Genomic DNA, 25,938 nt, shown 5'->3' on the forward strand with positions numbered 1-25,938 from the left:
ATGAATCGCCTAATTTCCCGCACCCGTAGCGCCCTCGTCGTCACCCTCGCCGCGGCTGGCCTGGCCTTGCCGGCCCATGCGCAGACGCGTGCGGTCGAGGTCGATCGCATCATCGCGGTCGTCAACAACGAGGTCATCACCGCCTTGCAGCTACGCGCCCGCGTGGAGCAGGCCGAGCGCCAGCTGCGCCGCCAGGGCGTCGAGCTGCCGCCCACGGAAGTCCTCGAGCGCCAGCTGCTCGAGCGCCTGATCGTCGAGCGTGCGCAGGTGCAGTTGGCCGAAGAGACTGCGCTGCGGGTGGACGACACCACGCTCGAACGCGCGATCGAGCGCATCGCCGGCAACAACAACATGTCGATGGAACAGTTGCGTGCGGCGCTCGACGCCGACGGCGTCGCCTGGGGCCGTTTCCGCGACGAGATCCGCACCGAGATCCTGCTCACCCGCCTGCGCGAACGCGAGGTCGATAGCCGCATCGTGGTGACCGACGCCGAGATCGACAATTTCATCGCCAACAACCCGGATGCCTTCTCGGGTCAGGAGTTCGCCGTCGCCCACATTCTGCTGCGTACGCCGGAAGGCGCTTCGCCGCAGCAGGTGGAGGTGGTGCGTGCCCGTGCCGAGCAGGCGCTTGTACGCCTGCGCTCGGGCGAGGATTTCGGCCGTGTGGCGGCCGAGATGTCGGACTCGCCCGATGGCCTGTCGGGGGGCGAGCTCGGCTGGCGCCCGCTGGACCGCCTGCCGGCGCTGTTCGCCGATGCGGTTCGCGGCATGAGCCCGGGCGAGACCTCGCCGGTGCTGCGCAGCGCGGCGGGGCTTCACATCGTCCGCCTGGTCGATCGGCGCGGCGGTGGCATCGATACCGCACAGCAGCTTGAACAGACGCGCGCACGCCATATCCTGGTGCGCACCTCCGAGGTGCTCGATGACGCCGAGGCCGAGGCTCGCCTGCTCGCGTTGCGCGAGCGCGTGGTCAATGGCGCCGACTTCGGTGACCTGGCCAAGGCCAACTCGGCCGATCTTTCCGCCGCCAGCGGAGGCGACCTGGGCTGGCTGAACCCGGGCGACACCGTGCCCGAGTTCGAGCGTGCGATGAATGCGCTGCAGCCGGGCGAGGTGAGCGCACCGGTGCGCTCGCCCTTCGGCTGGCACTTGATCCAGGTCGTGGAGCGCCGCGTGCAGGACGTCACCGACGAGCGCAAGCGCAATGCAGCACGCATGGCCTTGCGCGAGCGCAAGGCCGAGGAAGGCTACGAGGACTGGCTGCGCCAGTTGCGCGACAGTACCTACGTCGAGCTTCGCCTGGAGCGCGAGTGACACAGGCACACTCCGCGCCCCTGATCGCCGTCACCAGCGGCGAGCCGGCCGGCGTCGGGCCCGAGCTGTGCGCACGACTGGCCGAGCGGCTGTGGTCGGCGCGCCTCGTGGTGCTTGGCGACATCGAACTCATCCGTGAGCGGGCCGCGATGGCAGGGGTCCGGGTCGTGCCGCGCCCCTTCCGTGCCGACGAGGCGGCAGTGGCCGGCACGCTCGATGTACTGCACCTGCCGCTTGCCCGTCCCGCGCGCGCCGGCGCCCTCGATCCGGCCAATGCGGCTCATGTGCTGGCGCTGCTCGACCGCGCGATTGCCGGCTGCGTGCAGGGCGAGTTCGCCGCCATGGTCACCGCCCCGGTGCATAAAGGCGTGATCTGCGAGGGGCTGGGTGCGCGCGACTCCCTGCCGTTCAGTGGCCACACCGAATACCTCGCCGAGCATACCGGCACGCCGCGTGTGGTGATGATGCTGGTCGGTGGTGGCCTGCGCGTCGCGCTCGCAACCACCCACCTGCCGCTGGCCGCGGTGCCGGCGGCGATGACCCCCGACCTGCTCGAGCAGACGCTGCGCATCGTGCACAGCGACCTCGTCCGTCACTTTGGCATCGCCAGCCCGCGCGTCCTGGTTGCTGGGCTCAACCCGCACGCGGGTGAGGGTGGGCACATGGGGCGCGAAGAGATCGAGGTCATCGAGCCGGTGCTGGCCCGCCTGCGCGGCGAGGGCATGCACCTGGTCGGCCCCTTGCCGGCAGACACCTTGTTCGTACCGCACACGCTCGAGCGTGGCGATGCGGTGCTGGCGATGTACCACGACCAAGGCCTGCCTGTGCTCAAGCACGCCAGCTTCGGCGGCGGCGTCAATGTGACCCTGGGACTGCCGATCATCCGCACTTCGGTGGACCATGGCACTGCACTCGACCTGGCCGGCAGTGGCCGCGCCGACGCGGGCAGCCTTTTTGCCGCCGTTGAACTCGCGACTGCCATGGTGGCGGCGCGCGCGGCGGCCTGACCCGCGCCACGCGCCGGGCCGCAAGAGAAGAGACATGCACGACCACGAGACCGACGGCCACCGTGCCCGCAAGCGTTTCGGCCAGAATTTCCTGTCCGACCCCAACATCATCCGCAAGATCATCGACGGCATCCGCCCGCAGGCCGGCGAACTGATGGTCGAGATCGGCCCCGGACTGGGCGCGATGACTGCACCGCTGATCGAGCGTCTGGGCCATCTGCACGTGGTCGAGATCGACCGCGACCTCATCGCCCGCCTGCATGAGCGCTACACACCTGCGCAGATCACGGTGCACGAGGGTGATGCGCTCAAGTTCGACTTCGGTAGCCTGTGTGCCGGGCTTGCCGCAGATGCGGGGCCCGCGCTGCGCATCGTCGGTAACCTGCCGTACAACATTTCGACGCCCATCCTGTTCCACCTCGCCGGCTTTGCCGATCGCGTCAGGGACATGACCTTCATGCTGCAAAAGGAGGTGGTGATGCGCATGGTGGCCGAGCCGGGCACCGAGGAGTACGGCCGGCTTTCGGTAATGCTGCAGTACCGCTTCCGCATGGGACGCTTGTTCGACGTGCCGCCAGGCGCGTTCCGGCCGGCGCCGAAGGTGATGTCGAGCATCGTGCGCATGGCGCCGCTGCCTGTCGATCAGCTCGGTGCGCAGGACGAGGCGCTGCTCGGCCGCATCGTCACTGCGGCCTTCGGTCAGCGCCGCAAGACGCTCAAGAACACGCTGCGCGACTTCGTAGGCGACGCCGACTTCGAGGCCCTGGGCATCGATGGCAGCCTGCGCGGGGAGCGGCTGTCGGTGGCGCAGTTCGTCGCCATCGCCAATCACTGCAGCGCCAGGGGCTGAGACCGCAGCGCCGCCGCGCTGCGCCTACGCAATGAAAAAAGCCGGGTTACCCCGGCTTTCTGATGTGTTGCGAAGTCGATTACTTCTTGCTGAGCGGGCAGGTGTTGAGGCCGATCAGCGTGTAGGCCGGGCACCAGCCCATCAGGCCGGTCGCCAGCGGCAGGATACCGATCCAGGCCCACACCGGCCCGCCGAACAGGGCCCAGGCGATCAGCGCGATGCCGACCAGGATGCGCAGGATCTTGTCGATGCCGCCAACGTTCGTCTTCATGAGGTTCTCCTTGCTGCAGATGGGTGAGTGGCGTCATTGGACCATGGGCGCATGACCCCGGTCTGTAACCGAGGTTACATAGCGCCCACTTCCATGCGACAGATCCACGTGGCCAAGGTGCCCGTATCCAGTCCGCATCAACCCGGCTTGGCGGAGCCGTCCGCTGCTAGCCTGCGCAGTCCCGTCGCGTCGAGTATCTCGATCTGCTCGCGCCCCAGGCGTACCAGGCCCTGTTCGGCGAATCCCTTCAGCAACCGGCTCACGATCTCGCGCACGCTGCCAAGTTCGTCGGCGAGGTGCTGATGCGTGGTGTGGATCGTGCGGCCCTTGCCGAGCAGCAGGGCGGCCAGGCGCTGGTCGAGCTTGCGGAAGGCGACCTCCTCGATGAGCTGCATCAGGTCGGCGATGCGCTCGGCGAAGAGGTGGAACACGAAGTCGCGGAAGGCGCGCTCACCCAGCATGGCGTCGAACACTGGCTTGGGCAGCAGCATCAGCTCGGTATCGGCCTCGGTGACACCGCGCGCGTTGTAGTCCTCGTGGCCGAGCAGGCAGGACGACGAGATGATGCAGGTCTCGCCCGGGCCAACGCGATAGAGCGGAAGCTCGCGCCCGTTGGGTGCGCACTTGCTTACCCGCACCGAGCCCTCGACCACGAAGGGGAAGCCCTCGCAGGCCTGGCGGTCGTCGAACAGCATCGCCCCTGCAGGCACGCGCATCCATTGCGCGCTCCGCAGCAATTGCTCGCGCGCGGGCGCAGAGAGCTCGGCCAGGACCGGGTAGCGTGCGTCGAGCTGGGCAGCAGCGCTCGGGGATGGACGGAGGCTCATCGGTTCAGGCCACAGTTCCAGCACTACCGGCGCATGGTCCGAAGGCCGCTCCAGCCGGCGCGGCTCCTTGTCCACCGCGCAACTGCGGCAGGCCTCCCGCAGCGCGGGCGACACCAGCAGGTGGTCGATACGGAGGCCGAAATTGCGGCGGAAGGCCATCATCCGGTAGTCCCACCACGAGAATGCGCGCTCGGGCTGCTCGAAGAGGCGGAAGGCGTCGATCAGGCCAAGGTCCTGCAGCGCGCGGAAGGCGGCGCGCTCGGGCTCCGACACGTGGATCTCGTCCTTCCACTCCGGATGGGCGTCGCGGTCCTCGGGGGCGATGTTGAAGTCGCCCGCCAGCACCAGGCGCTCGTGCGTCTTCAACTCCTCGCGCAACCACTCGGTCAGCGCGGCGAGCCAGCGCAGCTTGTACTCGAACTTGTCCGAACCCACCGCCTGGCCGTTGGGAAAGTAGCCGCACACCACGCGCACGCCGTTGATGGTGGCGGCGATGATGCGCTTCTGCTCGTCCTCGAAGCCGGGGATGTTGCGCACCACAGTCGCCTCGTCGATCGGCTGCGGGCTGAGGATGGCGACGCCGTTGTAGGTCTTCTGGCCGATGAAGACGGCGTGGTAGCCGGCGGCCTCCAGATCAGCGACCGGGAAGGCCTTGTCTTCGAGCTTGAGTTCCTGCAGGCACAGCGCGTCGGGCTTGTTGGCCGCCAGCCAGTCGAGGACATGCGGCAGGCGGACCTTCAGCGAATTGACGTTCCAGGTGGCGATCTTCATGCCTGCGCCACCATCCCGCTGTGGCGCAGCAGCGCGTCGACCCTGGGCTCGCGACCGCGGAAGGCCTTGAAGGAGTCGAGCGCCGGTCGGCTGCCGCCGACGGCGAGGATCTCACGCCAGAAGCGTTCGCCGGTCTCGGGGTCGAGCAGGCTGCCCTTGCCCGCACCGGCTTCCTCGAAGGCCTCGAAGGCGTCGGCCGACAGCACCTCGGCCCACTTGTAGCTGTAGTAGCCGGCCGCGTAGCCGCCGGCGAAGATGTGCGAGAAGCTGTGCGGGAAGCGGTGCCAGGCGGGCGGTATCATCACCGCCACTTCGCGGCGCACTTCGTCGAGCAGGGCCATGACGCGCTCGATCGGGACGGGACCCGAGGAGGCATCCACCTCGCCGTGCAGGCGCAGGTCGAACATCGAAAACTCGAGCTGGCGCACGGTCTGCATGCCGCTCTGGAAGTTCTTGGCGGCGATCATCTTGTCGTAGAGTGCGCGCGGCAGCGGCGCGCCGGTGTCAACGTGGGCGGTCATGCCTTGCAGCACGTCCCATTCCCAGCAGAAGTTCTCCATGAACTGGCTGGGCAGTTCGACGGCGTCCCACTCGACGCCGTGGATTCCGGACACCGCCAGTTCGTCCACCTGGGTGAGCAGGTGGTGCAGGCCGTGGCCACACTCGTGGAACAGGGTGAGCACGTCGTCATGGGTGAAGGTGGCCGGTTTGCCGCCGACCGGGCCGGGGAAGTTGCACACCAGGTAGGCCACCGGTGTGTCGCTGCCCCAGGTGTTGCGGTGGCGGCTGCGCGCCGAGTCCATCCACGCGCCGCCACGCTTGGTGCTGCGCGCGTGCAGGTCGAGGTAGAAGTGGCCGACGAGTTCCGGTCCGTTTGCACCGTCCTTCTCGATGCGGAAGAAGCGTACGTCCGGGTCCCAGGTGGGCGCTTCGTCGGGCAGGATGTCGACGCGGTAGAGCGCGCGGATCACGCCGAACAGGCCGTCGAGCACCTTGGGCTCGGGGAAGTATTGCTTCACCTCCTGGTCGGAATAGGCGTAGCGCGCCTGGCGGAGTTTCTCGGCGGCGTAGGCCACGTCCCAGGGTTCGAGCGTATCGAGGCCGAGCTCGGCCCTGGCGAAGGTCTTGAGTTCTTCCAGGTCCTTCTCGGCAAAGGGCTTGGCCTTGGCGGCGAGGTCGCGCAAGAAGCCGAGCACCTGTTCCGGCGTGTCGGCCATCTTGGGAACCAGCGACACCTCGGCGAAATTGCGATAGCCGAGCATGCGGGCCTCTTCATCGCGCAGCGCAAGGATGCGTCCGATCAGCGGGCCGTTGTCGAGCTCGGGCTTACCCAGCTCGGAAGCGCGGGTGGCGTAGGCGCGGTACATGCGCGCACGCAGTTCGCGGTCGTCGGCGTACTGCAGTACCGGCAGATAGGAGGGCATCTGCAGGGTGAACTTCCAGCCCGGCTTGCCCTCGGCCTCGGCTGCGGCGCGGGCGGCCTGGCGGGCATCGTCCGGGATCCCGGCAAGGCCCGCCTCATCGCTGACCCACTCGGCGTGGGCGTTGGTGGCGTCGAGCAGGTTCTCGGAGAACTTGGCTGCGAGCTGGGACTGCTCTTCCTGGATTTCCTGGAAGCGGGGCTTCTGGTCATCGGGCAGTTCGGCACCGGAGAGGCGGAAGTCGCGCAGCCCGTGCTCGAGGATGCGCTGGCGCACCGGCGACAGGGTGGCGAACTCGGGGCTGTCGTGCAGTGCCTTGTACTTCTCGAACAGCGCCAGGTTCTGACCGACCTCAGCGTAGAAGCGCGAGATCTCGGGCAACATCGCGTTATAGGCCTCGCGCCACTCGGGCACGTCGAACACGCTGTGCAGGTGGCCGACCACGCCCCAGGCGCGGCCGAGGCGCTCGCCGGCCTCGTCCATCGGGCTGACGAAGCCGTCCCAGGTGGGGGTGCCCGGGTCGGCGGTGAGGCGCTCGATCAGCGCGCGGTTCTCGTCGATCAGACTGCGGATGGCAGGCTCGACATGTTCGGGCTTGATGTCCTCGAAGCGCGGCATCGCGGAGAAATCGAGGAGAGGATTGGCTGCGGTGCTGTCGTTCTGCATGGGAATCGTGGGCAATCCAGGGTTGGTTGATGCGGACTATTGTGCCGTAAAAATTGCTGCGGGCGCCGCTATGGGCGCCCGCAGCAATCTCAATTGACCTGCTGTTGGTTGTCGTACTTACTTCTCGATCAGGTCACGATACGCATGCCAGCTCGCGTGGCCAAGGAGCGGCAGCAGGATGACCATGCCGATCATCATGGTTGCAAAGCCCACCAGGACGAGCGCGACGATGATCGCTGCCCATAGCGCCATCGTGTCGAAGTTCACCTGAACTGCCCGCAGGCTGGTCATGGCTGCGGTTACGCTGTCGACGTCACGATCCATCAGCATCGGAATGGCGACGGCGGACAGTGCGAACACCACGGCAGCCAGCGTGCCGCCGATCACCATGTAGGCGAACACGAAGTACAGGTTCTCGCCCGACATGAAGACGCTGCTGAGAAAGCCCGAGACTTCGGCGAGGTCGCCCCGGAAGAACAGTGCGAAAAGTATCGCCGACAGGCGCTCCCAGGCGATCAGCGCGAGCGCGAGGAAGACCCCGAAGTAGGCGATGCTGTCAGCGTGTCCGCGCAGGCCCCTCATCGAGTCCATGAAGGAGGCCCGTTCGCCGCGCTCGTGCCGGCGTGAGACCTCGTAGAGACCTGCCGCCGCGATCGGACCGACCAGGAAGAAGCCTGAAATGGCCGCTGTGAACAGATAGGGCATGTCGGCGGCGAAGGAGAGTATCAAGTACCCCATCGCAGCGAGCACGACCCCGTAGGGCAGGCTTGCGCCGAGGTTGTCGCGCATATCTTCCCAGCCCAGCTTCAACCACTGCAGGGGGCGCGAACGGTCGACATGGCGAACGTGTGGCAGGTGGAAATGCTGCTCCAGCGAGTTTGACGAGTGGTCCATGGCTGTCTCCCTGTGGTGTGCTGCGAGGGGTGCGCTGTCGCTCCGGCGCCCACGAGGGCGTCTCGGGCGGCAGGCTGACTCTTAGAGTAGGACAGAATCGTCGAGTTCGCGAATACGAGTTGTTCCTGTTCCATCCCGGCAGCCGTCGTTCAAAAGCGTGGGGCCCGTCCGCACACGCTTGCGGACGGGCCCCACGGGGCTGCTGCAATCGGGCTGGAACAGCGACCCGGCCCGCTGCGCTCAGGCCAGGGTGCCGCCGGTCAGGCGCTCGTAGGCCTCGCGGTACTTGCCTGCGGTGTGCTCAATGACCTCGGCCGGCAGCCGGGGGCCGGGCGCGGTCTTGTTCCAGTCGAGCGTTTCGAGGTAGTCGCGCACGTACTGCTTGTCGAAGGACGGTGGGCTGATGCCTTCGCGGTAGCTGTCGGCGGGCCAGAACCGCGATGAGTCTGGGGTGAGCGCTTCGTCGATCAGGTGCAGCGTGCCGGCGGCGTCGATGCCGAATTCGAACTTGGTGTCGGCGATGATGATGCCGCGGCTTGCAGCGTAGTCTGCTGCTTCGGAGTACAGCGCAATCGCTGCTGTGCGCGCTTCCTCGGCAAGTTGCGCACCGGTCTTGCCAGTGCCGGCGAGCGCGTCCTTCAGCATGGCGTCGCAGCGCGCCTGTGCCTGCTCGAAGGAGATGTTCTCGTCGTGCTCGCCCATGTCCGCCTTGGACGAGGGTGTGAAGATCGGTGCCGGCAGTTTTGCCGCCTGTTGCAGGCCCGCCGGCAGCGCGATGCCGCAGATGGCGCCGCTGGCCTGGTAGTCTTTCCAGCCCGAGCCGATCACGTAGCCCCGCACCACTGCCTCGATCGGCAAGGGCTTGAGGCGCTTGACCACCAGTGCGCGCCCGCGCACCTGGTCGCGCTCGTCCGCCGCCACCACCGTCTCGGGGTCGATGCCGGTGAGCTGGTTGGGCAGGATGTGGCCGAGCCTGTCGAACCAGAAGTTGGCCAGCGCCACCAGCACGCGGCCCTTGTCCGGGATCGGGTCGGGAAGGATCACGTCGAAAGCAGACAGGCGGTCGCTGGTCACGATCAGCAGCTTGTCGGCATCGACGGCGTAGATGTCGCGCACCTTGCCGCGGCCGAGTAGCGGCAGGCTCTTGATGGAAGTCTCGAAAATGGGCGTCGCCACGGTGGGGCCTCGGGTTGCTGGCAAAGCCGGGATTATAGGGGAGGGGCGCTCACTTTCGTGATTGTGGAAGGCACAGTCATCGATGGGTTCCAGGCAATGAGCAACGCTCTGTGCTGGAGTCGTTTGAGAATAGGAAATGTGGCGTGTCCTTGAGTATCGCCGACTGAATTCTATGGGCCGCAGTGCTTGTTCCGCGGGTGGGCAAGGGGCGAGCCTTGAAGGTAAGCATCGTGACGGGCACAGCCTTGGCGTTCGGTGTGTGTTACCTGCTTGTCCCCGGCATCGGAGTGAATGAGCCAGGGGCGCTCCTTGCCATTGGGCTTGCCTTGGCATTGTTCATGGCCAGCTTCGATATCGTTCTGGCCAGGACGCTTCTCAAACGGCCATGGGCCAGGGTGTTCAGAGACTTCGATCCACGAACAGGAAACTACCTGTCATTTGGTCTGTTGCTTCTGGTCGTCATTCCGTATGCTGTAATGGCGTTGCGTTGAGGCAGCGGTCACATGTGCTGTGACCGTGCCAGGCGCGCAGGTGGCCGAGTGTTCCGCTGCAACAATCTCTGGAGGATAGGCGCATGAAAGGTCGTTGTCTTTGTGGCGCAGTGAACCTCATCGCGCCCGACGTGAAGGAAATTGGTGCGTGCCATTGCGGGTTCTGTCGGCGATGGGGTGGTGGGCCACTCCTGGCCGTTCATTGTGGGCCAGACGTACGGTTTGAGGGTGCTCAGCATATCTCGGTGTTTTCGTCATCCGAGTGGGCAGAGCGAGGCTTCTGCAGTAGATGTGGAACGCACCTCTACTACAAGCTCTTGTCCACAGGCGCCCACTTCGTCCCTGCTGGCGTGTTCGATTCCACCGATTTCGAGATCGTCACGCAGGTCTATATCGACAGGAAGCCGGGCTACTATGCGCTCGCGAACCAGACGCCCACCTTGACCGAACGGCAGGTCATCGAGCGGTACAGCTCTCCCGATAGCCACTGAGGCGGGGGCTCCGGACCGGGGCGGTGCGTGCTGTTTACAGCCGATACGGGTGCTTGACCCTTACTTGATGAAGCTGCAATGAATATCAATCCTTCCGTGTTACCCCCCGAGTTGCCGTGTCCCGTCGATGATGGGGCGGCTGCGCATCTTGAAGGCGCATCTGCGCCAGATCTGGTGCTCGCCGCCACCGATGGTTCGACTGTCAATCTGAGCACCCTGCATGGTTCATGCGTCATCTACGTATATCCCCGGACCGGGCAGCCAGGTGTGCCTTTGCCGGATGGCTGGGATGCAATTCCTGGTGCGCGCGGCTGTACGCCGCAGTCCTGCAGCTTCCGTGACCACCATGGCGAACTCGCCGCGCTTGGGGCGCGTGTTTTCGGCCTGAGTGCCCAGAGCTCGGATTACCAGCGCGAAGCCCGCGACCGGCTGCGTCTGCCTTTTGAACTGCTGAGCGATAGTGCGCTTGCCTTGAAGACGGCGCTGCACCTGCCGACCTTCAACGCCGCAGGCATGGAGCTATACAAGCGCTTGACGCTGGTCGTCGAGGAGGGCGTCATCCGCAAGGTGTTCTATCCCGTGTTTCCGCCGGACAGGAGTGCTGAGGATGTTCTTGAGTGGTTGCGCATGCACAGAGAACAAGGCTGACAGGATTGACGGGGGCGTTCAGGGCGCCGGTGCTCTTCATCGAAGTGCCTTCTTGATGCGGATCGAGGGATATCATGCAGTTGCTTCGTGGCGTGCTTGTATTGTCGGCGGCCGGTATTGGCCTGTACTTGGTGTTGATGAAGTCGGGTGCCGACCCTCATGGCGCAGCCGTGGTCAGAGACCATGCCGCCGTGTTTGCAACGGCGATCGACGCCGAGCTCGAACGCCTGGCTCCGGCTTGCATCACCATACCCGGCGCATTCCCGCGCTCGCCGATGTGGAACCATATCCCGTGCGACGCATGCAAGGGGCTGGAGCAGGCCGGGCTGCTGGCGTTCTCGGACGGGAAGTACCATCTGCTCGAGGCCGGCGAGCCTTACTACAGCCGTCGTGAATCGAGGTTCTGCTTTGGCGAGGTCAAGGTCCGCGAGATCGCCGAATCCCTGCCGGTTCATGCCATGGACGGCACCCGTTTCGTTTCCTTGAAGTATGTGCCGGAGATTCACTCGCCCGCGCCCTTCCTGTTCACCCCGGAAGCGCGGGCACTCGGGTTGCCCGAACCTCTGCCCGCCAAGGGCGGGGGGGCACCGTGGCTGGGTGCTGAACAGATCATCACGTTCGCGTTCTCTGACGATGGCGGCGTGATTTCCGTGTCGCCGTGGTCGGGTTACCGTTACGGCAAGTACGCGCGCGAGCGCGAGGCTGGCGCCTGGCACTGATCCGGGGGGCAGACTGCCGCCTGCCGAATGCTTGCTATGCGTTCGGAATTGACGGGGGTATAATTCGGCGCTCGATCAGACGCTGTCCTGCAGTTGCAGGCTGGGTCCCCCGTGTTGAAACAATGCGTTGCCAGACGCGCTCCGAGTGCCCACCGCTGAATCATGAAGGCCTTTCTGTGCAGACTCATCGGTTTTGCGACGGACAAGACGCCTGCTGTCAGATCGCGAGAGAAGACACCGGTGATCTACAAGTTCAAGCGCGACGTACTGTCGATCGTGGCCAAGTTGAACAATGGCGTCAGGGACCCCGATTGCGCCACGATCAAGCGCCAGACAATGTTCGTGCAGTCGCAGCTCTTCCACAGCATCTATCATGATCCGGCCGTACCCGAGGCAACGAAGAAGCTGTTGATGGAGTACCACCTCAAGAGTGTGCGGGCAACGATTGGCGACATGCGTGGGGGGCGTGTCCGTGAAGAGTTGCAGGAGCCGGGCAGTAGCAGGGTGCAGGGCGCTGCCTAGGCCGGACGGCGCGGGTGCGACAGGGGGGGCAGCCCGTCAGCCGACTGACTGTGTGACGCATTGCCGCGTAGGGGCGCGATTTGTCGTGGCCGTCCTTGAGAATGCGTGCGACCGTGATGCTTGATGGCGCTATTTTGCGCTGCAGCATCTAGAATCCGGTCCGTGCATTCATACTGGCGCTGGCAGTGCGCCCCGATATCGTGTCTCTTTCCGATCAAGCTCGAGTCATTCCGCGGCTTCACCTCGTCGGTACCCTGGTTGTTGTTGTCGTCCTGACGCTGGCCCTGGGCAGCATCTTTTCCTGGCAGCACATCGATGCGCATCGGGCCTCGATCGCGCGTCTGGAGCAGGTTGTCACCGCCAAGCTGGAAGCGCGCCTGGACGCCGAGATGGCCTCTGCGCTCGACTACCTGGAGTTTACCCGCTCGCGCACCGAAGAGACGTTGCGCAACGCCGTCATCGAGCCTGTGGAAGCGGCGCTCCAGATCGCAACCGCCATACATGCGCGTGAGGTGGGACGGCGACCCGATGACGATATTCAGCGTTTGATCGTCGAGGCGCTCAGGCCTGTGCGTTTCTTCGATGGGCGAGGATATTTCTTCATCGACGACATGAGCGGTCGCTTCATCCTGCTGCCCACCGCCCCGCAGTTCGAAGGGCGGCTGATGCCGGATAACCAGGACGACACTGGCCGCTACATCATGCGGGGCCTCATCGATGCAGCACGCCTGCCACCGGGGCAGGGGTTTTTCCGCTACCGCTGGTACCGTCCTGACGACCCTCAGCGCATGGCCGACAAGCTTGCCTATGTCCGCCACTTCGAGCCTTACGACTGGCTGATCGGCACAGGCGATTACACCTACGAGTGGGAAATCCATCTTCAGAATGAGGCGCTGGCCCGACTGCGCGGCTTCCGCTTTGGTGAAAGTGGCTATGTCGGCCTGATCGATGCCGAAGGCCGCTCCCTGCTTTCGCCCTCCGAGCCCGAACTCGAAGGCAAGCATTTCAGCGAGCTTCCTGCCGAGCAGGGCGAGGCTTTGCGCACTCTGTACGCCAAGGCGCGCGAGGGTGGAGGGTTGGTGCGCTACTTGTGGCGCAATCCGGCGACCGGCGTGCTTGCGCCCAAGCTGGCCAGAGTGGAGACTGCCCAGCCTTGGGGCTGGATTCTCGTCGTTGCCGTGTTCGAGGACGAACTGCATGGCGCCCTGCTTGCCGAGCGCGAGTCGTTCGAACGCATGAGCGGTCCGCGAGGGCGCGGCCTGATGATCGCGCTGGGGCTTGCGCTGGGCGTCGCCCTGGTTGCGTCCTGGCTGTTCTCGCGCTGGTCCGGACGTCTCTTCATGCGCTATCACGACGAGAACCGTGCCCAGCGTGCGGCCCTGAGGGCGCAGGCGGAGCGCTTGCGTGAGAGTGAGGACAAGCTCGCGACGATCCTCGACAGTGTCGAGGCCTACATCTATATCAAGGGCGCGGACTATCGCTACAGCTATGCGAACCGCCTGGTATGCGACTTGTTCGATTGTCGTCAGGCAGACCTGGTCGGCAAGACCGACGCGGAATTCTTCGATGCGGCCACCGCTGCGAATCTCGCGCGCAATGACAGAAGAGTGATCGAGCACGGCGAACGCGTGGCGGTCGAAGAGATCAACACCACCCGCAGCGGCACGGCCGAGCGCACCTTCATGTCAGTCAAGTTGCCGCTGCGCCGGGAGGATGGTTCGATCTACGCGTTGTGCGGCATATCCACGGACATCACCCAGCGCAAGGCCATGGAGGAGGAGATCCGCCATCTGGCCTTCTACGATGCGCTCACCGACCTTCCCAACCGCAGATTGCTGGTCGATCGCCTGCAGCAGCTGCTCGCGCAGGGCAGCCGCAACGCCCAGCATGGGGCGCTGCTGTTCATCGACCTTGACAACTTCAAGGCGCTCAACGACACCTTGGGGCATGACCAGGGCGATGTGCTGCTCGTGGAAGTGGCATGCAGGCTGCGGTCCTGCGTGCGCGAGGAGGACACCGTCGCCCGCATCGGCGGCGACGAGTTCGTGGTGATGCTGGGCGGGTTGGGCGTGCGCGAGGACGAGGCGGTCGCGCATGCCCGAGCCGTCGGCGAGAAGATCCTGGACTGCCTCGGGAAACACTATGTGTTGCAGGGGCACGTCCATGTCAGCACGCCAAGCATCGGCATCAGAGTCTTTGCGGGCAAGGGATTGCAGGTGGACGAGCTGATCCGGCAGGCCGACCTCGCCATGTACGAGGCCAAGGCTGCCGGCCGCAACACGCTGCGCTTCTTCGCCCCCGAGCCGCCCCAACGCCCGCACTAGGCCGCGGGGACGAAGCAGGGCCGTGGCGGGCAGCTCAGGGATGGCCGCTGTGCTCTTCCCGCGCCAGCAACTTGCGCATTCGCCGCAAGCCCATGTACACCAGCCCGGCGATGACCGGAATCGACGCCGCGGTGAGCACTTCCGGCGTGGCTGGCGCGATGAAGTCCTTGGCGCCCTTGGCGACGTAGTTGACCAGTTGCGAAGCGTAGTAGGTGATGGCCACCACCGACAGGCCTTCCACCGTCTCCTGCAGATGGAGCTGGATCTTGGCGCGGCGGTTCATCTGCGCGAGCAGCTCCTGGTTCTGGCGTTCGAGCTCGATGTCGACCCGCGTACGCAGCAGTTGCGAGTTGCGTGCGACGCGGCCCGACAGATCCTCCTGGCGGCGGGCGATCGTCGCGCAGGTGGCGATGGCCGGGGCCAGCCGGCGTTCCATGAACTCGCGCATGGTAGGGAAGCCGTTCAGCCGTGACTCGCGCAGTTCGTCGATGCGTTGTTGCACCAGGCGGTAGTAGGCCGCTGCGGCGCCGAAGCGGAAGGTGGTGCGGGCCACCGAGCGTTCGACCTCCGCCGCCAGGCGGGTGAGGCGGCCTAGCATGATGCGGTCGTCGTCGGTGCTGCGGGCCTGGCCGAGGCCGTCCATGAGGTCTGCGAGCTCATCCTCTGCTCGAGAAAGCAGACGGCCAACCTCCTTGGCGACCGGAAAGGCGAGCAGGGCCATCACGCGATAGGTTTCGATCTCGACCAGGCGTTGCACCATGCGGCCGGCCTGGCGCGGGGTGAGGCCGTCGTCGAGCAGCACGAAGCGCGAGAAGCCGTCGTGGATGTGGAAGTCGGTGAATACCCAGCCGGCGCAATCCGCCACGCGTGAGGCGACCAGGGTTTCGCCGCGCGGCGAGGCCTGCTCGAGCAGGCTGTCGGGGAGGACGTCGTCCGTGCTGCGGACCTCGATATGGGTGGCGGCGATGATCTGCCCCGGGATGTCCCGCCGCCACGCTGCGGGTACGGCCAGCAGTGCGTGCTCCTCGCTGCTGTCACCGGCCAGGATGGGGCGGAAGAAGGTGTAGCTGGAGAACTCGTTGTGTCGTTCCCACTTGAGGCGAAAACCGTCCATCTCGAGCAGGACGTGGCCGCTGTCGGTAACCGGGGAGTCGAGGCCGAACTGCTCGGCCAGCGCCGAGAGATGGGCTGCCTCGCGACTGGCGCTGCCTTCATGGTGAAGGACTGCCAGGTAGCTCACGTACTCGGGGGCGTCGAGTGGAACGGGCGGGCGGGCGTGTACCTCGTCGTTGAGCGGGCGGCGCAGGGGGTGCTGTTCGGGCAGGGACATGGAGGGGGAGGAGGCCGAGTGGGGATGGGAATGCGGATCTGTCGGCATTCTTGCCCACCGCTGCAGGCGATGACAAGCCGCTGCGGAGGGCGGCCCGCCCACCGCAGCCAGTGGCCGCCCGCTCAGCTGAGCTCCGGCTCGTGCTCGAACTGCGGCACCGGTTCGATGCGACGGCTCGCCGTGCGGGCGCGGGTGCGCAATGCGGCGACGGCCGGCAGTTCGCTGCCTTCGAGAAACGCCAGGAAGGCGCCGCCACCGGTGGAGATGTAGTCGATCTGCTCGCCAACGTCGAAGCGTGCTATGGCTGCCAGCGTGTCGCCGCCGCCTGCGATGCTGTAGGCCGGGCTAACGGCGATGGCTGAGGCGAGTGCCCGTGTGCCGGCCGCGAACGCGTCCATCTCGAACACGCCAACCGGGCCGTTCCAGACGATGGTGCCGGCGCGGGCGAGCACGCCAGCGAGCGAATCCCGGCTCTGCGGCCCGATGTCGAGGATCATGGTGCCTGGTGGTACGTGCTCGGTGTCATGGTTACGGGCGTCGGCGTCGGGGGCGAAGCGGTCGGCGACCACCACGTCCTCGGGCAGCCAAACCACGCCGCCGTGTTCAGCCAGCCGGCGCTCGATGCGGCGGGCGGCGTCGAGCAGGTCGGGTTCGTGCAGGGAGGCGCCGACCTCGCAGCCGCGCGCGGCGAGGAAGGTGTTGGCGATGCCGCCGCCCAGTACGAGCACGTCTACCTTGGCAGCCAGACTCTCGAGGATGGTGAGCTTGGTCGACACCTTCGAGCCGGCGACGATCGCCGCGAGCGGGCGCGCGGGGTGGGCCAGCGCACGCCCCAGCGCATCGAGTTCGGCCGTCATCAACGGCCCGGCGCAGGCCACCGGCGCGGCGAGTGCCAGTGCGTGGAGGGTGCATTCCTTGCGGTGTGCGGTGCCGAAGGCGTCGTTGACGTAGACGTCGATGAAGCGGGCGATGCGGGCGGCGAGCCGTGGGTCATCGGCCTTCTCGCCGACATTGCCCCGGCAGTTCTCGAGCAGCACCAGCTCGCCCGCACGCACGCCGAAGCCGCCGTCGGTCCAGTCCTTGACCAGCGGCACGGGGTGTCCGAGCAGTGAGGATAATGCGCCAGCGACGGGTGCCAGCGAGTCGGCGGCTGCGAGCGCTCCTTCGACCGGGCGTCCGAGGTGCGAGGTGATCATGACCGCTGCACCGGCGTCCAGGCAGTGGCGGATGGCGGGCAGTGTGGCGCGGATGCGCGTGTCGTCCGCGAGGCTGCCGTCTGCATTGAAGGGAACATTGAAGTCGGCACGGATGAAGACCCGCTTGCCGGCAAGGTCGAGGTCGGACAGACGCAGAAAATTCATCGGAGGACTCCTTTCGATGGTGCGCGGGCACGCAGGCTGCGGATGCGAGCAGGGGCGTGGGCGGTGCGTTGTGGCCGGTGTTTCGTCGTCATTGCGCCAGCGCCTTGCGACGGCGGTCCATCAGGCGCCAGATGAAGGGCGTGAAGATCAGCTGCATGGCCAGCTCCATCTTTCCGCCCGGCACCACGATGGTGTTGGCACGGCTCATGAAGCTGTCGTTGATCATGTTGAGCAGGTAGGGAAAGTCGATGCCCTTCGGATTGGCGAAGCGGATCACCACCATCGACTCGTCGGCGGTCGGGATCGAGCGCGCGATGAAGGGGTTGGAGGTATCCACCATCGGCACGCGCTGGAAGTTCACATGGGTGCGGGCGAACTGCGGGCAGATGTAATGAACGTAGTCGTGCATGCGGCGCAGGATGGTGTCGGTGACCGCCTCGGTGGAGTAGCCGCGAGTGCTCTTGTCGCGGTGCAGCTTCTGGATCCACTCCAGGTTCACCACCGGCACCACGCCGATCAGCAGGTCGACGAAGCGGGCCACGTCCACCTGCTCGTGCTGGACGGCGCCGTGCAGGCCCTCGTAGAACAGCAGGTCGGTGCCGGTGGGCAGCTCTTCCCAAGGGGTGAAAGTGCCCGGCGGCTGCTGGTAGTGCTCGGCCTCTTCCAGGCTGTGCAGGTACTTGCGGCGCCTGCCGCCGCCGGATTCGGCGTAGCTGCGAAAGAGGTTCTCGAGTTCGCCGAAGAGATTGGCCTCGGGGCCGAAGTGGCTGAGCTGGCAGCCCGTGCTGCCCTCGCAGGCGGCGAGCTTCTCGCGCATCGTCTTGCGGTCGTAGGCGTGGAAGCTGTCGCCTTCGATGACGGCGGCGGTGACGCCTTCGCGGCGGAACACCTCCTCGAAGGTGCGCTGCACGGTGCTGGTGCCGGCACCGGAGGAGCCAGTGATGGCGACGATCGGGTGGCGTTCGGACATGATGTCTCCCCTCGGTCCCTATTGGGCGAACTCGGTGTCACGGAACAGCGAGCGGGCGTGGAACAGTGGCGGCTCGTCCTGCACGCTGCCGATCACCGGTTCGTGGTGGTAGCGCTCGATGCGCTCGACTTCTTCCCGCGACCCGAAGACGAAGCCGATGCGCTGGTGCAGGCTTTCGGGACGGACCTCTAGCATCGGGCGCACGCCGGTGCTGGCGCGGCCGCCGGCCTGCTCGATGAGGAAGCCGATCGGGTTGCATTCGTAGAGCAGGCGCAGCCGGCCGGGCCTGGCCGGGTCCTTGCGGTCGCGCGGGTAGAGGAAGACGCCGCCGCGCATCAGGATGCGGTGGGTCTCGGCCACCAGCGAGGCGATCCAGCGCATGTTGAAGTCGACGCCGCGCGGGCCGCTGCGCCCGGCCAGGCACTCGTCGACGTAGCGCCTTACCGGCGGCTCCCAGAAGCGCGTGTTGGACGCATTGATGGCGAACTCGCGCGTGTTCTGGGGTAAGCGGATGCCGGGGTGGGTGAGATAGAACTCGCCGATGATGGGGTCGAGGGTAAAGCCCGCGACCCCGTTGCCGACGCTGAGCACCAGCATCGTCGAGGGACCGTAGATGGCGTAGCCGGCGGCGACCTGGCGGCTGCCGGGCTGCAGGAAGTCCGCGGCCGTGGCGTCCTCGCCGGGGGTGGGTGCGCGCAGGATCGAGAAGATGGAGCCGACGGCAACGTTGACGTCGATGTTGCTTGATCCGTCGAGCGGATCGAAGGCAAGCAGGTACTTGCCGCGCTGGTCGCTGGCGGGCAGCGGGATGGGGGCCTCGTTCTCTTCCGACACCATGCCGGCGAGGTCGCCGCCCCAGTGCGTGGCGCGCAGGAAGATCTCGTCGGCGAGCACGTCGAGCTTCTTCTGCTCCTCGCCCTGCACGTTGGCACTGCCGTGGCTGCCGAGTACGTCGGCGAGTGCGCCGTGGGCGACTGCGCGCGAGATGGCCTTGCATGCCTGGGCGATCTGCAGGATCAGAGCGTTGAATTCGCCGGTGGCCTCGGGGGTGCGGCGGCGGTGTTCGATCAGGTATTCGGTGAGCGTGCTGCGGTCGAGGTTGAACATGGTCTGTCTCCCCCGGCGTGGTGCCGGAACGGTGCTTGTCGTTATGGGTGCGGCGCGCGTTCAGCCGGCCTCGGCCTGCTGGAAGTGACGGCTGGCGCGGACATCGGATTCGGTGATGGTGGTGAGCGCCTCAGCGTCGACCGTGGCGCCGGATTCGAACAGGCGAAGGGCCTGGCGCAGGCGCATGCGGTCGAGTGCGTTGCGGATGCTGCGGGCGTTGGCAAAGTGCGACTGGCGGCGACGCAGGACGATGTATTCGTCGAAGGCGCTGAAGGCGGCCTCGTCGAAGCGGTAGTTCCAGCCGGCGAGCATGCGCTGGGCGATCTCGCCGAGTTCGCTGTTGCTGTAGTCGGGGAAGTCGATGTGGTGGGCGATGCGCGATTTCATGCCTGGGTTCGATTCGAAGAAGCGCTCCATGCGGTCGGCGTAGCCGGCGAGGATCACCACCAGGTCGTCGCGCTGGTTCTCCATCACCTGCAGCAGGATCTCGATCGCCTCCTGGCCGTAGTCCTTTTCGTTCTCCGGGCGGTAGAGGTAGTAGGCTTCGTCGATGAAGAGGACGCCGCCCATGGCGCGCTTCAACACCTCCTTGGTTTTTGGCGCGGTGTGGCCGATGTACTGGCCGACGAGGTCGTCGCGCGTCACCGCGACGACGTGGCCGCGGCGGCAGTAGCCGAGGCGGTGCAGGATCTCGGCCATGCGCATGGCGACGGTGGTCTTGCCGGTGCCGGGGTTCCCGGTGAAGCTCATGTGCAGCGAGGGCTGTTCGGTGGTCAGCCCCAGGCGTTGGCGCACGCGGTCGACGAGCAGCAGGGCGGCGATCTCGCGCACGCGGCGCTTGACCGGGGCGAGGCCGACCAGGTCGCGCTCGAGGGACTCGAGCACCTCGCCGATACCGGCGTCCCGGAACTCGGCACCGAGGTCGATGCGGGCGGGGGCGGGGGCCTTCTCGGGGGCGTTCATGGACTCGTCTCCTGCTGTCGTCGGGGGTCAGGCGCTGTAGCGCGCGCCTTCCGGGTTGCGGCCGACGGCGTAGCTCTCAATCGTGTAGCGCAGCTTGCGGCCCTGCGTTTCCTGGCGGATCACGCGGAAGCCGGGCTCGGCGGTGGGGCGCTGGACGATGAAGGACATGCGTACCGTCTCCCAGCCCTTGGTCGAGTCGAAGGCGTTGATGCGGATGTAGGTCTCGGGCTTGGCCTCGCGGCAGGCCTTGAGTTCGCCCATCACGCCGGCGGGGTCGCGCAGGTCGAACATCGGCAGGCCCCACATGTTCCAGTAGGTGTTGCGCGGGTGGGGGTCGTCGGTGAACTCGATCGCGACCGCCCAGTTCTGGTCGAGGCAGTAGTTGATCTGGGCCGCGATCTGGGTGTCGGTGAGGTCGGGCAGGAAGGAAAAGCAGCCTTGGGTGATGCGCATGATGGGTCTCCTCGGTTCCGGGATGGGGCTGAGCTTCAGGCCACGCTGGCGGTCGGCACGAAGTCCGACGTGTCGGTGCTGGTGTAGTTGAAGGTGATGTCACCCCAGGTATCGAGCGCGGCGCGCAGCGGCTGGCACCACCTGGCGGCGTCGGCGAGGATCTGCGGGCCTTCGTTGGCGATGTCGCGACCTTCGTTGCGGGCGAGCACCATGGCCTCGAGCGCGACGCGGTTGGCGGTGGCGCCGGCCTGGATGCCCATCGGGTGGCCGATGGTGCCGCCGCCGAACTGCAGCACGACCTCGTCGCCAAACAGGCTGAGCAGCTGGTGCATCTGGCCGGCATGGATGCCGCCCGAGGCCACCGGCATCACGCGCTTGATGCTGGCCCAGTCCTGGTCGAAGAACAGGCCGCGCGGCAGGTCCTGCCTGGTGAAGGTGTCGCGGCAGACGTTGTAGAAGCCTTGTACCGTCATCGGGTCGCCTTCGAGCTTGCCGACCGCGGTGCCGGCGTGCATGTGATCGACGCCGGCCAGGCGCAGCCACTTGGCGATGACGCGGAAGGACACGCCGTGGTTCTTCTGCCTGGTGTAGGTGCCGTGGCCGGCGCGGTGCAGGTGCAGGATCATGTCGTTGTCGCGGCACCAGTTGCTCATCGACTGGATCGCGGTCCAGCCGACGATGAGGTCGATCATGACGATGCAGGAGCCGAGGTCGCGGGCGAATTCCGCGCGCTTGTACATCTCCTCCATGGTGCCGGCGGTGATGTTGAGGTAGTGGCCCTTGGATTCGCCGGTCTGCGCCGCGGCCTGATTGACGCCTTCCATGCAGTACAGGAAGCGGTCACGCCAGTGCATGAAGGGCTGCGAGTTGATGTTCTCGTCGTCCTTGGTGAAGTCCAGGCCACCGCGCAGGGCCTCATACACCACGCGGCCGTAGTTCTTGCCGGACAGGCCGAGCTTGGGCTTCATCGTCGCGCCCAGCAGCGGGCGGCCGTATTTTTCCAGGCGCTCGCGCTCGACCACGATGCCGGTCGGGGGGCCGCGGAAGGTCTTCACATAGGCCACGGGCAGGCGCATGTCTTCCAGGCGCGCGGCCTTGAGCGGCTTGAAGCTGAAGACGTTGCCGATGATCGACGCGGTGAGGTTGGCGATCGAGCCTTCCTCGAACAGGTCGAGATCGTAGGCGACCCAGCAGAAGTACTGGCCCTCCTGGCCGGGCACCGGCTCGATGCGGTAGGCCTTGGCGCGGTACATGTCGCAGGCGGTGAGGCGGTCGGTCCACACCACGGTCCAGGTCGCGGTGGAGGATTCGCCGGCGACCGCAGCGGCCGCTTCGATCGGATCGACGCCTTCCTGCGGGGTGATGCGGAAGACCGCGAGCACGTCGGTGTCCTTGGGCTCGTAGTCCGGGTTCCAGTAACCCATCTGCGCATACTTCAGCACGCCGGCCTGGTAGCGCTTCTTGGGGTCGAGGATCTGTTGCGGGGTGTCTGCGGCGCCCATGTCGTGTCTCCTTCCGTTTGTGTGCTGCCAGGGGCTGTGAAGCGGTGACTTGCAAGCGGTGGTGACTGGACAATAGGGCGGTGCTTTAATAAGCTCAAATGAGGTTTTCTGGCTTATTGAGATAAGGTTTTCTGATGAAGCTCGCCCAGCGCCTTACCCTCAAGCAGCTCCGCGCCCTGGTGGCGGTGGCCGACAGCGCCAGCTTCACCCAGGCCGCACGCCTGCTGCACCTGACCCAGCCGGCGATCTCGATGCAGATCCGCGACGCGGAGGCGATCGTGGGCCAGGTGCTGGTCGATGGCCGGCGCGAGATCCACCTGACCCCGGCGGGCGAGATCGTGGCGCGGGCGGCGCGCCAGGCACTGCAGGCGCTCGAACTGGCCGAGGTCGAGCTGAAGGCGCGCATGGGCGTGGCGGCCGGCACGCTGGACGTGGTGGCGATCACGACTGCGGAGTACTTCGTGCCGCACCTGCTGGCCGAGTTCGGTCGTCGCCACCCGGACATCACCTTCCGCCTGACGGTGGAGAACCGCGAGCGGGTGCGCACGCTGCTGCAGGAACAGCGCTGTGACGTGGCGATCATGGGGCAGCCGCCGCGCGGCATAGACTTGCGCCGGATTCCCTTCGCTCCGCACCGGCTGTCCTTCGTGGCGCGCCCGGACCACCGCCTGGCCGGACGCAAGCGCATCCCGCCCGCGGCGCTGACCGACGAGCGCCTGCTGCTGCGCGAGCAGGGCTCGGGCACGCGCGACAACCTCGAGCGCTTCCTGCGCGCGCACGGCGTCAAGCCGCTGGCGGCGGACGAGCTCGGCAGCAACGAGACTCTGAAGCAGGCGGTGATGGCCGGCATGGGCATCGCCTTCCTGTCGCATCACACCTTTGCAATGGAGGTGGAAAGCGGGCGCCTGGTGCGGTTGGATGTAGCCGACACGCCGGTCATCCGCGAGTGGAACGTGGTCTCGCGCACCGACCGGCCAATGACGCCCGCGCTCGACGCGTTGCTGGAGTTCCTGCAGACCGAGGGGGCGGCGCGGATGCGGGCGATGGAGCGCTGAGGCCAGCGCAAAAAAGAAAACGCGCCACGTGGGCGCGTTTCGATCTGACTGGAAAGCCGCGTCGGCTCAGCGCACGATCTGCGTCAGCTCGCCTGCCTTGTAGCGCACAGCCATCTTGTCGAGCGAGATCGCCTTGATCTTGCTGGCCATGCCGGCGCAGCCGAAGGCTTCGAAGCGGGCCTTGCACACCAGCTTGGCGGCTTCACGCGCGGGCTTGTTGAACTCGCGCGGGTCGAACTTGGAGGGATTCTCGACCAGGAACTTGCGCACTGCACCGGTCATCGCCAGGCGGATGTCAGTGTCGATGTTGATCTTGCGCACGCCGTACTTGATGCCCTGCACGATCTCCTCGACCGGCACGCCGTAGGTTTCCTTCATGTCGCCGCCGTACTGGCGGATGATCTCGAGCAGCTCCTGGGGCACCGAGCTCGAGCCGTGCATCACCAGGTGGGTGTTGGGAATGCGGGCATGGATGGCCTTGACGCGCTCGATGGCGAGGATGTCGCCGGTGGGCTTGCGGCTGAACTTGTAGGCGCCGTGGCTGGTGCCGATGGCGATGGCAAGCGCGTCGCAGTCGGTCTGCTTGACGAAGTCGGCGGCCTGGTCGGGGTCGGTCAGCATCTGGCTGTGGTCGAGCGTGCCCTCGGCGCCGACACCGTCTTCCTCGCCGGCCTGGCCGGTCTCGAGCGAGCCGAGGCAGCCGAGCTCGCCTTCGACGCTGACGCCGATGGCGTGCGAGAACTTCACCACTTCGCGGGTGACGGCGACGTTGTAGTCGTAGGAGGAAGGCGTCTTACCGTCTTCCAGCAGCGAGCCGTCCATCATCACGCTGGAGAAGCCCGAGCGGATCGCACCCATGCAGATCGCAGGGCTCTGGCCGTGGTCCTGGTGCATGACGATGGGGATGTTCGGGTAGGCTTCGACGGCGGCGTCGATGAGGTGGCGAAGGAAGGCTTCGCCGGCGTATTTACGCGCGCCGGCCGAGGCCTGCATGATCACCGGACTGTCGCATTCGGCCGCCGCTTCCATGATGGCCTGGACCTGTTCGAGGTTGTTCACGTTGAAGGCGGGCAGGCCGTAACTGTGTTCGGCCGCGTGGTCGAGCAGCTGGCGCATGGAAACGAGGGGCATGGGTTTCTCCGGGAGGGGGCGCCGGTGACCGGCGGTTCGATGTTCGAAAGTCGTTATTTTATCCTGTCGCGCGGTGCATGCGTCATGCCGGCGCGACAGGTATGGGGCAGGCGGCCGGGCCTCAGAGGCGGTCGTCCAGGGTGCCCGGGCGGTGGTGTTCGCCCACGCGCACTATCTTGAGCGTGTTGGTGCCGCCCGAGGCACCGATCGGCTCGCCGATGGTGAGCACGATGAGGTCGCCGTAGTCGACTACGCCCTGCTCGAGCAGGACCTGTTCGGCCTCCCACAGCAGTACGTCGCGGTCCTGGTGGGTCTGGCTCATCAGCAACGGGTGCACCTCGCGGTACAGCGTCATCAGATTGCGCGCCGTTACCTCCGGGGTGAGGGCATAGATCGGCACGCCGGCATTGAGCCGGCTCATCCACAGTGCGGTCGACCCGGTCTGGGTGAGCGAGGCGATGGCCTTGACCTTGAGGTGGTAGGCGGTCCAGATCGCCGCCATCGCGATCGACTGGTCGATGCGGGAGAACACACGGTTGAGCATCTCGCGGTCCAGTCCGATCTCGGACGACTTCTCGGCCTCCAGGCAGACCCGGCTCATCGCCTCGATGACTTCCACCGGGTACTTGCCGGCGGCGGTCTCGGCCGACAGCATCACCGCGTCGGTGCCGTCGAGCACCGCGTTGGCGACATCGGACACCTCGGCGCGCGTCGGCACCGGGCTGGTGATCATCGATTCCATCATCTGCGTGGCAGTGATGGTGAGCTTGTTACGGTCACGCGCGGCGCGGATCATCTTCTTCTGCAGGGCAGGCACGGCGGCGTCGCCGACCTCGACTGCGAGGTCGCCGCGCGCCACCATGATGCCGTCTGAGGCGCCTAGGATCTCCTCCAGGTTGGCGACGGCCTCGGTGCGCTCGATCTTGGCGATCAGCACCGCGCTGCTGCCGGCGGCGCGCAGCAGCTGGCGGGCCATGTACATGTCGGCCGCGCTCTTGGGGAAGGACACGGCAACAAAGTCCACGCCGATCTGCGCCGCGGTGCGGATGTCATCCATGTCCTTGGCGGTGAGCGCGGGGGCGGTGAGCCCGCCGCCCTGACGGTTGATGCCCTTGTTGTTCGACAGCTCGCCGCCCACCTTCACCGTGGTGTGGATCTCGTGGCCGAGCACGCGCTGCACGGTGAGCTTGAGGCGGCCGTCGTCGAGCAGCAGCACGTCGCCCGGCTTGACGTCCTTGGGCAGGTCCTTGTAGTCGAGTCCGACACGCTCGCCGCTGCCGAGCTCGCAGCGTGCGTCGAGGATGAAGGGTTGGTCCTTGGTGAGTGTGATCCGGCCGTCTGCGAACTTGCCGACGCGGATCTTGGGACCTTGCAGGTCGGCGAGGATGCCGACCGGCCGACCGGCGAGTGCCGAGGCCTCGCGGATTGCCTCGGCGCGCGCGACGTGGTCCTCGGCCTTGCCGTGGGAGAAGTTCATGCGCACCACATCGACGCCGGCCTGGACCATGCGTTGCAGGACGTGGGGGTCTGATGAGGCGGGGCCGAGGGTGGCGACGATCTTGGTGTGGCGGGACATGTAGGACTCCAGCGAGGCGGGGTACGTGATGGCCGGGGGGCGGCAGGCCTGAAAGCGCTTGTCAGCCGGCATTCTAGCGCCGCACGAGAAAAAGG

Annotated in this window: 24 protein-coding genes and 1 pseudogene; 10 read left to right on the forward strand and 15 right to left on the reverse strand. The window is 66.3% G+C overall.

Going from position 1 to position 25,938, the window contains the following annotated elements:
• The 3 genes from LQF09_RS05640 to rsmA are packed head-to-tail and all read left to right on the forward strand — an operon-like array spanning position 1 to position 3,174.
• Positions 1-1,317, forward strand: a complete 1,317-nt coding sequence (locus LQF09_RS05640; RefSeq protein WP_002929490.1) for a peptidylprolyl isomerase — start codon at positions 1-3, stop codon at positions 1,315-1,317.
• The gene (gene pdxA, locus LQF09_RS05645) at positions 1,314-2,324 is read left to right on the forward strand and encodes a 4-hydroxythreonine-4-phosphate dehydrogenase PdxA (RefSeq protein WP_270069415.1); all 1,011 of its coding nucleotides are present in this window, start codon (positions 1,314-1,316) and stop codon (positions 2,322-2,324) included. The genes LQF09_RS05640 and pdxA overlap by 4 nt, the downstream gene beginning before the upstream one ends.
• A gap of 34 nt (positions 2,325-2,358) precedes the next feature.
• Positions 2,359-3,174 (forward strand): 16S rRNA (adenine(1518)-N(6)/adenine(1519)-N(6))-dimethyltransferase RsmA, encoded by an 816-nt coding sequence (gene rsmA, locus LQF09_RS05650; protein ID WP_002929487.1) that lies wholly within the window; start codon positions 2,359-2,361, stop codon positions 3,172-3,174.
• A gap of 79 nt (positions 3,175-3,253) precedes the next feature.
• On the opposite strand, the gene LQF09_RS05655 is transcribed toward rsmA, so the two are convergent.
• The 6 genes and pseudogenes from LQF09_RS05655 to LQF09_RS05680 all read right to left on the reverse strand — a co-directional run bounded on the left by LQF09_RS05655 (position 3,254) and on the right by LQF09_RS05680 (position 9,200).
• Positions 3,254-3,445: a YgaP family membrane protein gene (locus tag LQF09_RS05655; RefSeq protein ID WP_002929486.1), complete on the reverse strand. Its 192-nt coding sequence runs from the start codon at positions 3,443-3,445 to the stop codon at positions 3,254-3,256.
• Positions 3,446-3,582: 137 nt separating this feature from the next.
• Positions 3,583-4,272 (reverse strand): Crp/Fnr family transcriptional regulator, encoded by a 690-nt coding sequence (locus LQF09_RS05660; RefSeq protein WP_270069857.1) that lies wholly within the window; start codon positions 4,270-4,272, stop codon positions 3,583-3,585.
• A gap of 12 nt (positions 4,273-4,284) precedes the next feature.
• A pseudogene (gene xth, locus LQF09_RS05665) lies at positions 4,285-5,043 on the reverse strand (exodeoxyribonuclease III); the annotation flags it as partial.
• Positions 5,040-7,130, reverse strand: a complete 2,091-nt coding sequence (locus LQF09_RS05670) for a M3 family metallopeptidase (protein ID WP_002929473.1) — start codon at positions 7,128-7,130, stop codon at positions 5,040-5,042. The pseudogene xth and the gene LQF09_RS05670, both read right to left, overlap by 4 nt.
• A gap of 117 nt (positions 7,131-7,247) precedes the next feature.
• Positions 7,248-8,024, reverse strand: coding sequence for a DUF2189 domain-containing protein (locus LQF09_RS05675; protein ID WP_270069416.1), 777 nt, complete (start codon positions 8,022-8,024; stop codon positions 7,248-7,250).
• Between the two features lie 240 nt (positions 8,025-8,264).
• Positions 8,265-9,200, reverse strand: a complete 936-nt coding sequence (locus tag LQF09_RS05680; RefSeq protein WP_002929471.1) for a phosphoribosylaminoimidazolesuccinocarboxamide synthase — start codon at positions 9,198-9,200, stop codon at positions 8,265-8,267.
• A gap of 215 nt (positions 9,201-9,415) precedes the next feature.
• On the opposite strand from LQF09_RS05680, the gene LQF09_RS05685 reads away from it, so the two are divergent.
• The 6 genes from LQF09_RS05685 (at position 9,416) to LQF09_RS05710 (ending at position 14,395) form a co-directional block, all read left to right on the forward strand.
• Complete coding sequence (locus LQF09_RS05685; protein WP_002929469.1) at positions 9,416-9,691, forward strand: hypothetical protein; 276 nt, start codon at positions 9,416-9,418, stop codon at positions 9,689-9,691.
• An 83-nt stretch (positions 9,692-9,774) separates the two neighbouring features.
• Positions 9,775-10,182 (forward strand): GFA family protein, encoded by a 408-nt coding sequence (locus LQF09_RS05690; RefSeq protein WP_037984562.1) that lies wholly within the window; start codon positions 9,775-9,777, stop codon positions 10,180-10,182.
• 78 nt (positions 10,183-10,260) lie between these two features.
• Positions 10,261-10,830: a peroxiredoxin gene (locus LQF09_RS05695; protein WP_037984559.1), complete on the forward strand. Its 570-nt coding sequence runs from the start codon at positions 10,261-10,263 to the stop codon at positions 10,828-10,830.
• A 74-nt stretch (positions 10,831-10,904) separates the two neighbouring features.
• On the forward strand, positions 10,905-11,549 hold the full coding sequence (locus tag LQF09_RS05700; protein ID WP_002929464.1) for a hypothetical protein: 645 nt from the start codon (positions 10,905-10,907) through the stop codon (positions 11,547-11,549).
• Between the two features lie 240 nt (positions 11,550-11,789).
• Positions 11,790-12,071, forward strand: coding sequence for a hypothetical protein (locus LQF09_RS05705; RefSeq protein WP_002929463.1), 282 nt, complete (start codon positions 11,790-11,792; stop codon positions 12,069-12,071).
• 200 nt (positions 12,072-12,271) lie between these two features.
• Positions 12,272-14,395 (forward strand): sensor domain-containing diguanylate cyclase, encoded by a 2,124-nt coding sequence (locus LQF09_RS05710; RefSeq protein WP_270069417.1) that lies wholly within the window; start codon positions 12,272-12,274, stop codon positions 14,393-14,395.
• A gap of 34 nt (positions 14,396-14,429) precedes the next feature.
• Here the strand turns inward: LQF09_RS05710 and LQF09_RS05715 are convergent, their stop codons facing one another.
• The 7 genes from LQF09_RS05715 to LQF09_RS05745 form a co-directional block, all read right to left on the reverse strand.
• Positions 14,430-15,725, reverse strand: coding sequence for a DUF3422 family protein (locus LQF09_RS05715; RefSeq protein ID WP_002929461.1), 1,296 nt, complete (start codon positions 15,723-15,725; stop codon positions 14,430-14,432).
• Positions 15,726-15,847: 122 nt separating this feature from the next.
• Positions 15,848-17,086, reverse strand: coding sequence for a phosphoglycerate kinase (locus LQF09_RS05720; protein WP_270069418.1), 1,239 nt, complete (start codon positions 17,084-17,086; stop codon positions 15,848-15,850).
• Between the two features lie 88 nt (positions 17,087-17,174).
• Positions 17,175-18,056 carry a phosphoribulokinase gene (locus LQF09_RS05725; protein ID WP_002929456.1) on the reverse strand — a complete coding sequence of 294 codons (882 nt, stop codon included), beginning with the start codon at positions 18,054-18,056 and terminating at the stop codon, positions 17,175-17,177.
• 18 nt (positions 18,057-18,074) lie between these two features.
• The gene (locus tag LQF09_RS05730; RefSeq protein ID WP_270069419.1) at positions 18,075-19,163 is read right to left on the reverse strand and encodes a class 1 fructose-bisphosphatase; all 1,089 of its coding nucleotides are present in this window, start codon (positions 19,161-19,163) and stop codon (positions 18,075-18,077) included.
• 60 nt (positions 19,164-19,223) lie between these two features.
• Positions 19,224-20,126, reverse strand: a complete 903-nt coding sequence (gene cbbX, locus LQF09_RS05735) for a CbbX protein (RefSeq protein ID WP_002929452.1) — start codon at positions 20,124-20,126, stop codon at positions 19,224-19,226.
• A gap of 27 nt (positions 20,127-20,153) precedes the next feature.
• The gene (locus LQF09_RS05740; RefSeq protein WP_270069420.1) at positions 20,154-20,579 is read right to left on the reverse strand and encodes a ribulose bisphosphate carboxylase small subunit; all 426 of its coding nucleotides are present in this window, start codon (positions 20,577-20,579) and stop codon (positions 20,154-20,156) included.
• Positions 20,580-20,614: 35 nt separating this feature from the next.
• Complete coding sequence (locus LQF09_RS05745; protein WP_270069421.1) at positions 20,615-22,081, reverse strand: form I ribulose bisphosphate carboxylase large subunit; 1,467 nt, start codon at positions 22,079-22,081, stop codon at positions 20,615-20,617.
• Between the two features lie 134 nt (positions 22,082-22,215).
• Here LQF09_RS05745 and LQF09_RS05750 point away from each other — a divergent pair, with 134 nt between their 5' ends.
• Positions 22,216-23,136 (forward strand): LysR family transcriptional regulator, encoded by a 921-nt coding sequence (locus tag LQF09_RS05750; protein ID WP_002929445.1) that lies wholly within the window; start codon positions 22,216-22,218, stop codon positions 23,134-23,136.
• 66 nt (positions 23,137-23,202) lie between these two features.
• On the opposite strand, the gene fba is transcribed toward LQF09_RS05750, so the two are convergent.
• Both fba and pyk read right to left on the reverse strand, forming a co-directional pair.
• Positions 23,203-24,267 (reverse strand): class II fructose-bisphosphate aldolase, encoded by a 1,065-nt coding sequence (fba, locus tag LQF09_RS05755; RefSeq protein ID WP_270069422.1) that lies wholly within the window; start codon positions 24,265-24,267, stop codon positions 23,203-23,205.
• 121 nt (positions 24,268-24,388) lie between these two features.
• Positions 24,389-25,843 carry a pyruvate kinase gene (pyk, locus tag LQF09_RS05760; RefSeq protein WP_002938954.1) on the reverse strand — a complete coding sequence of 485 codons (1,455 nt, stop codon included), beginning with the start codon at positions 25,841-25,843 and terminating at the stop codon, positions 24,389-24,391.
• Positions 25,844-25,938: the final 95 nt, after the last annotated feature.

Origin of the sequence: Thauera sp. WB-2 (assembly GCF_027594845.1) — a bacterium.
GTDB classification, from domain to species: Bacteria; Pseudomonadota; Gammaproteobacteria; order Burkholderiales; family Rhodocyclaceae; genus Thauera; species Thauera mechernichensis.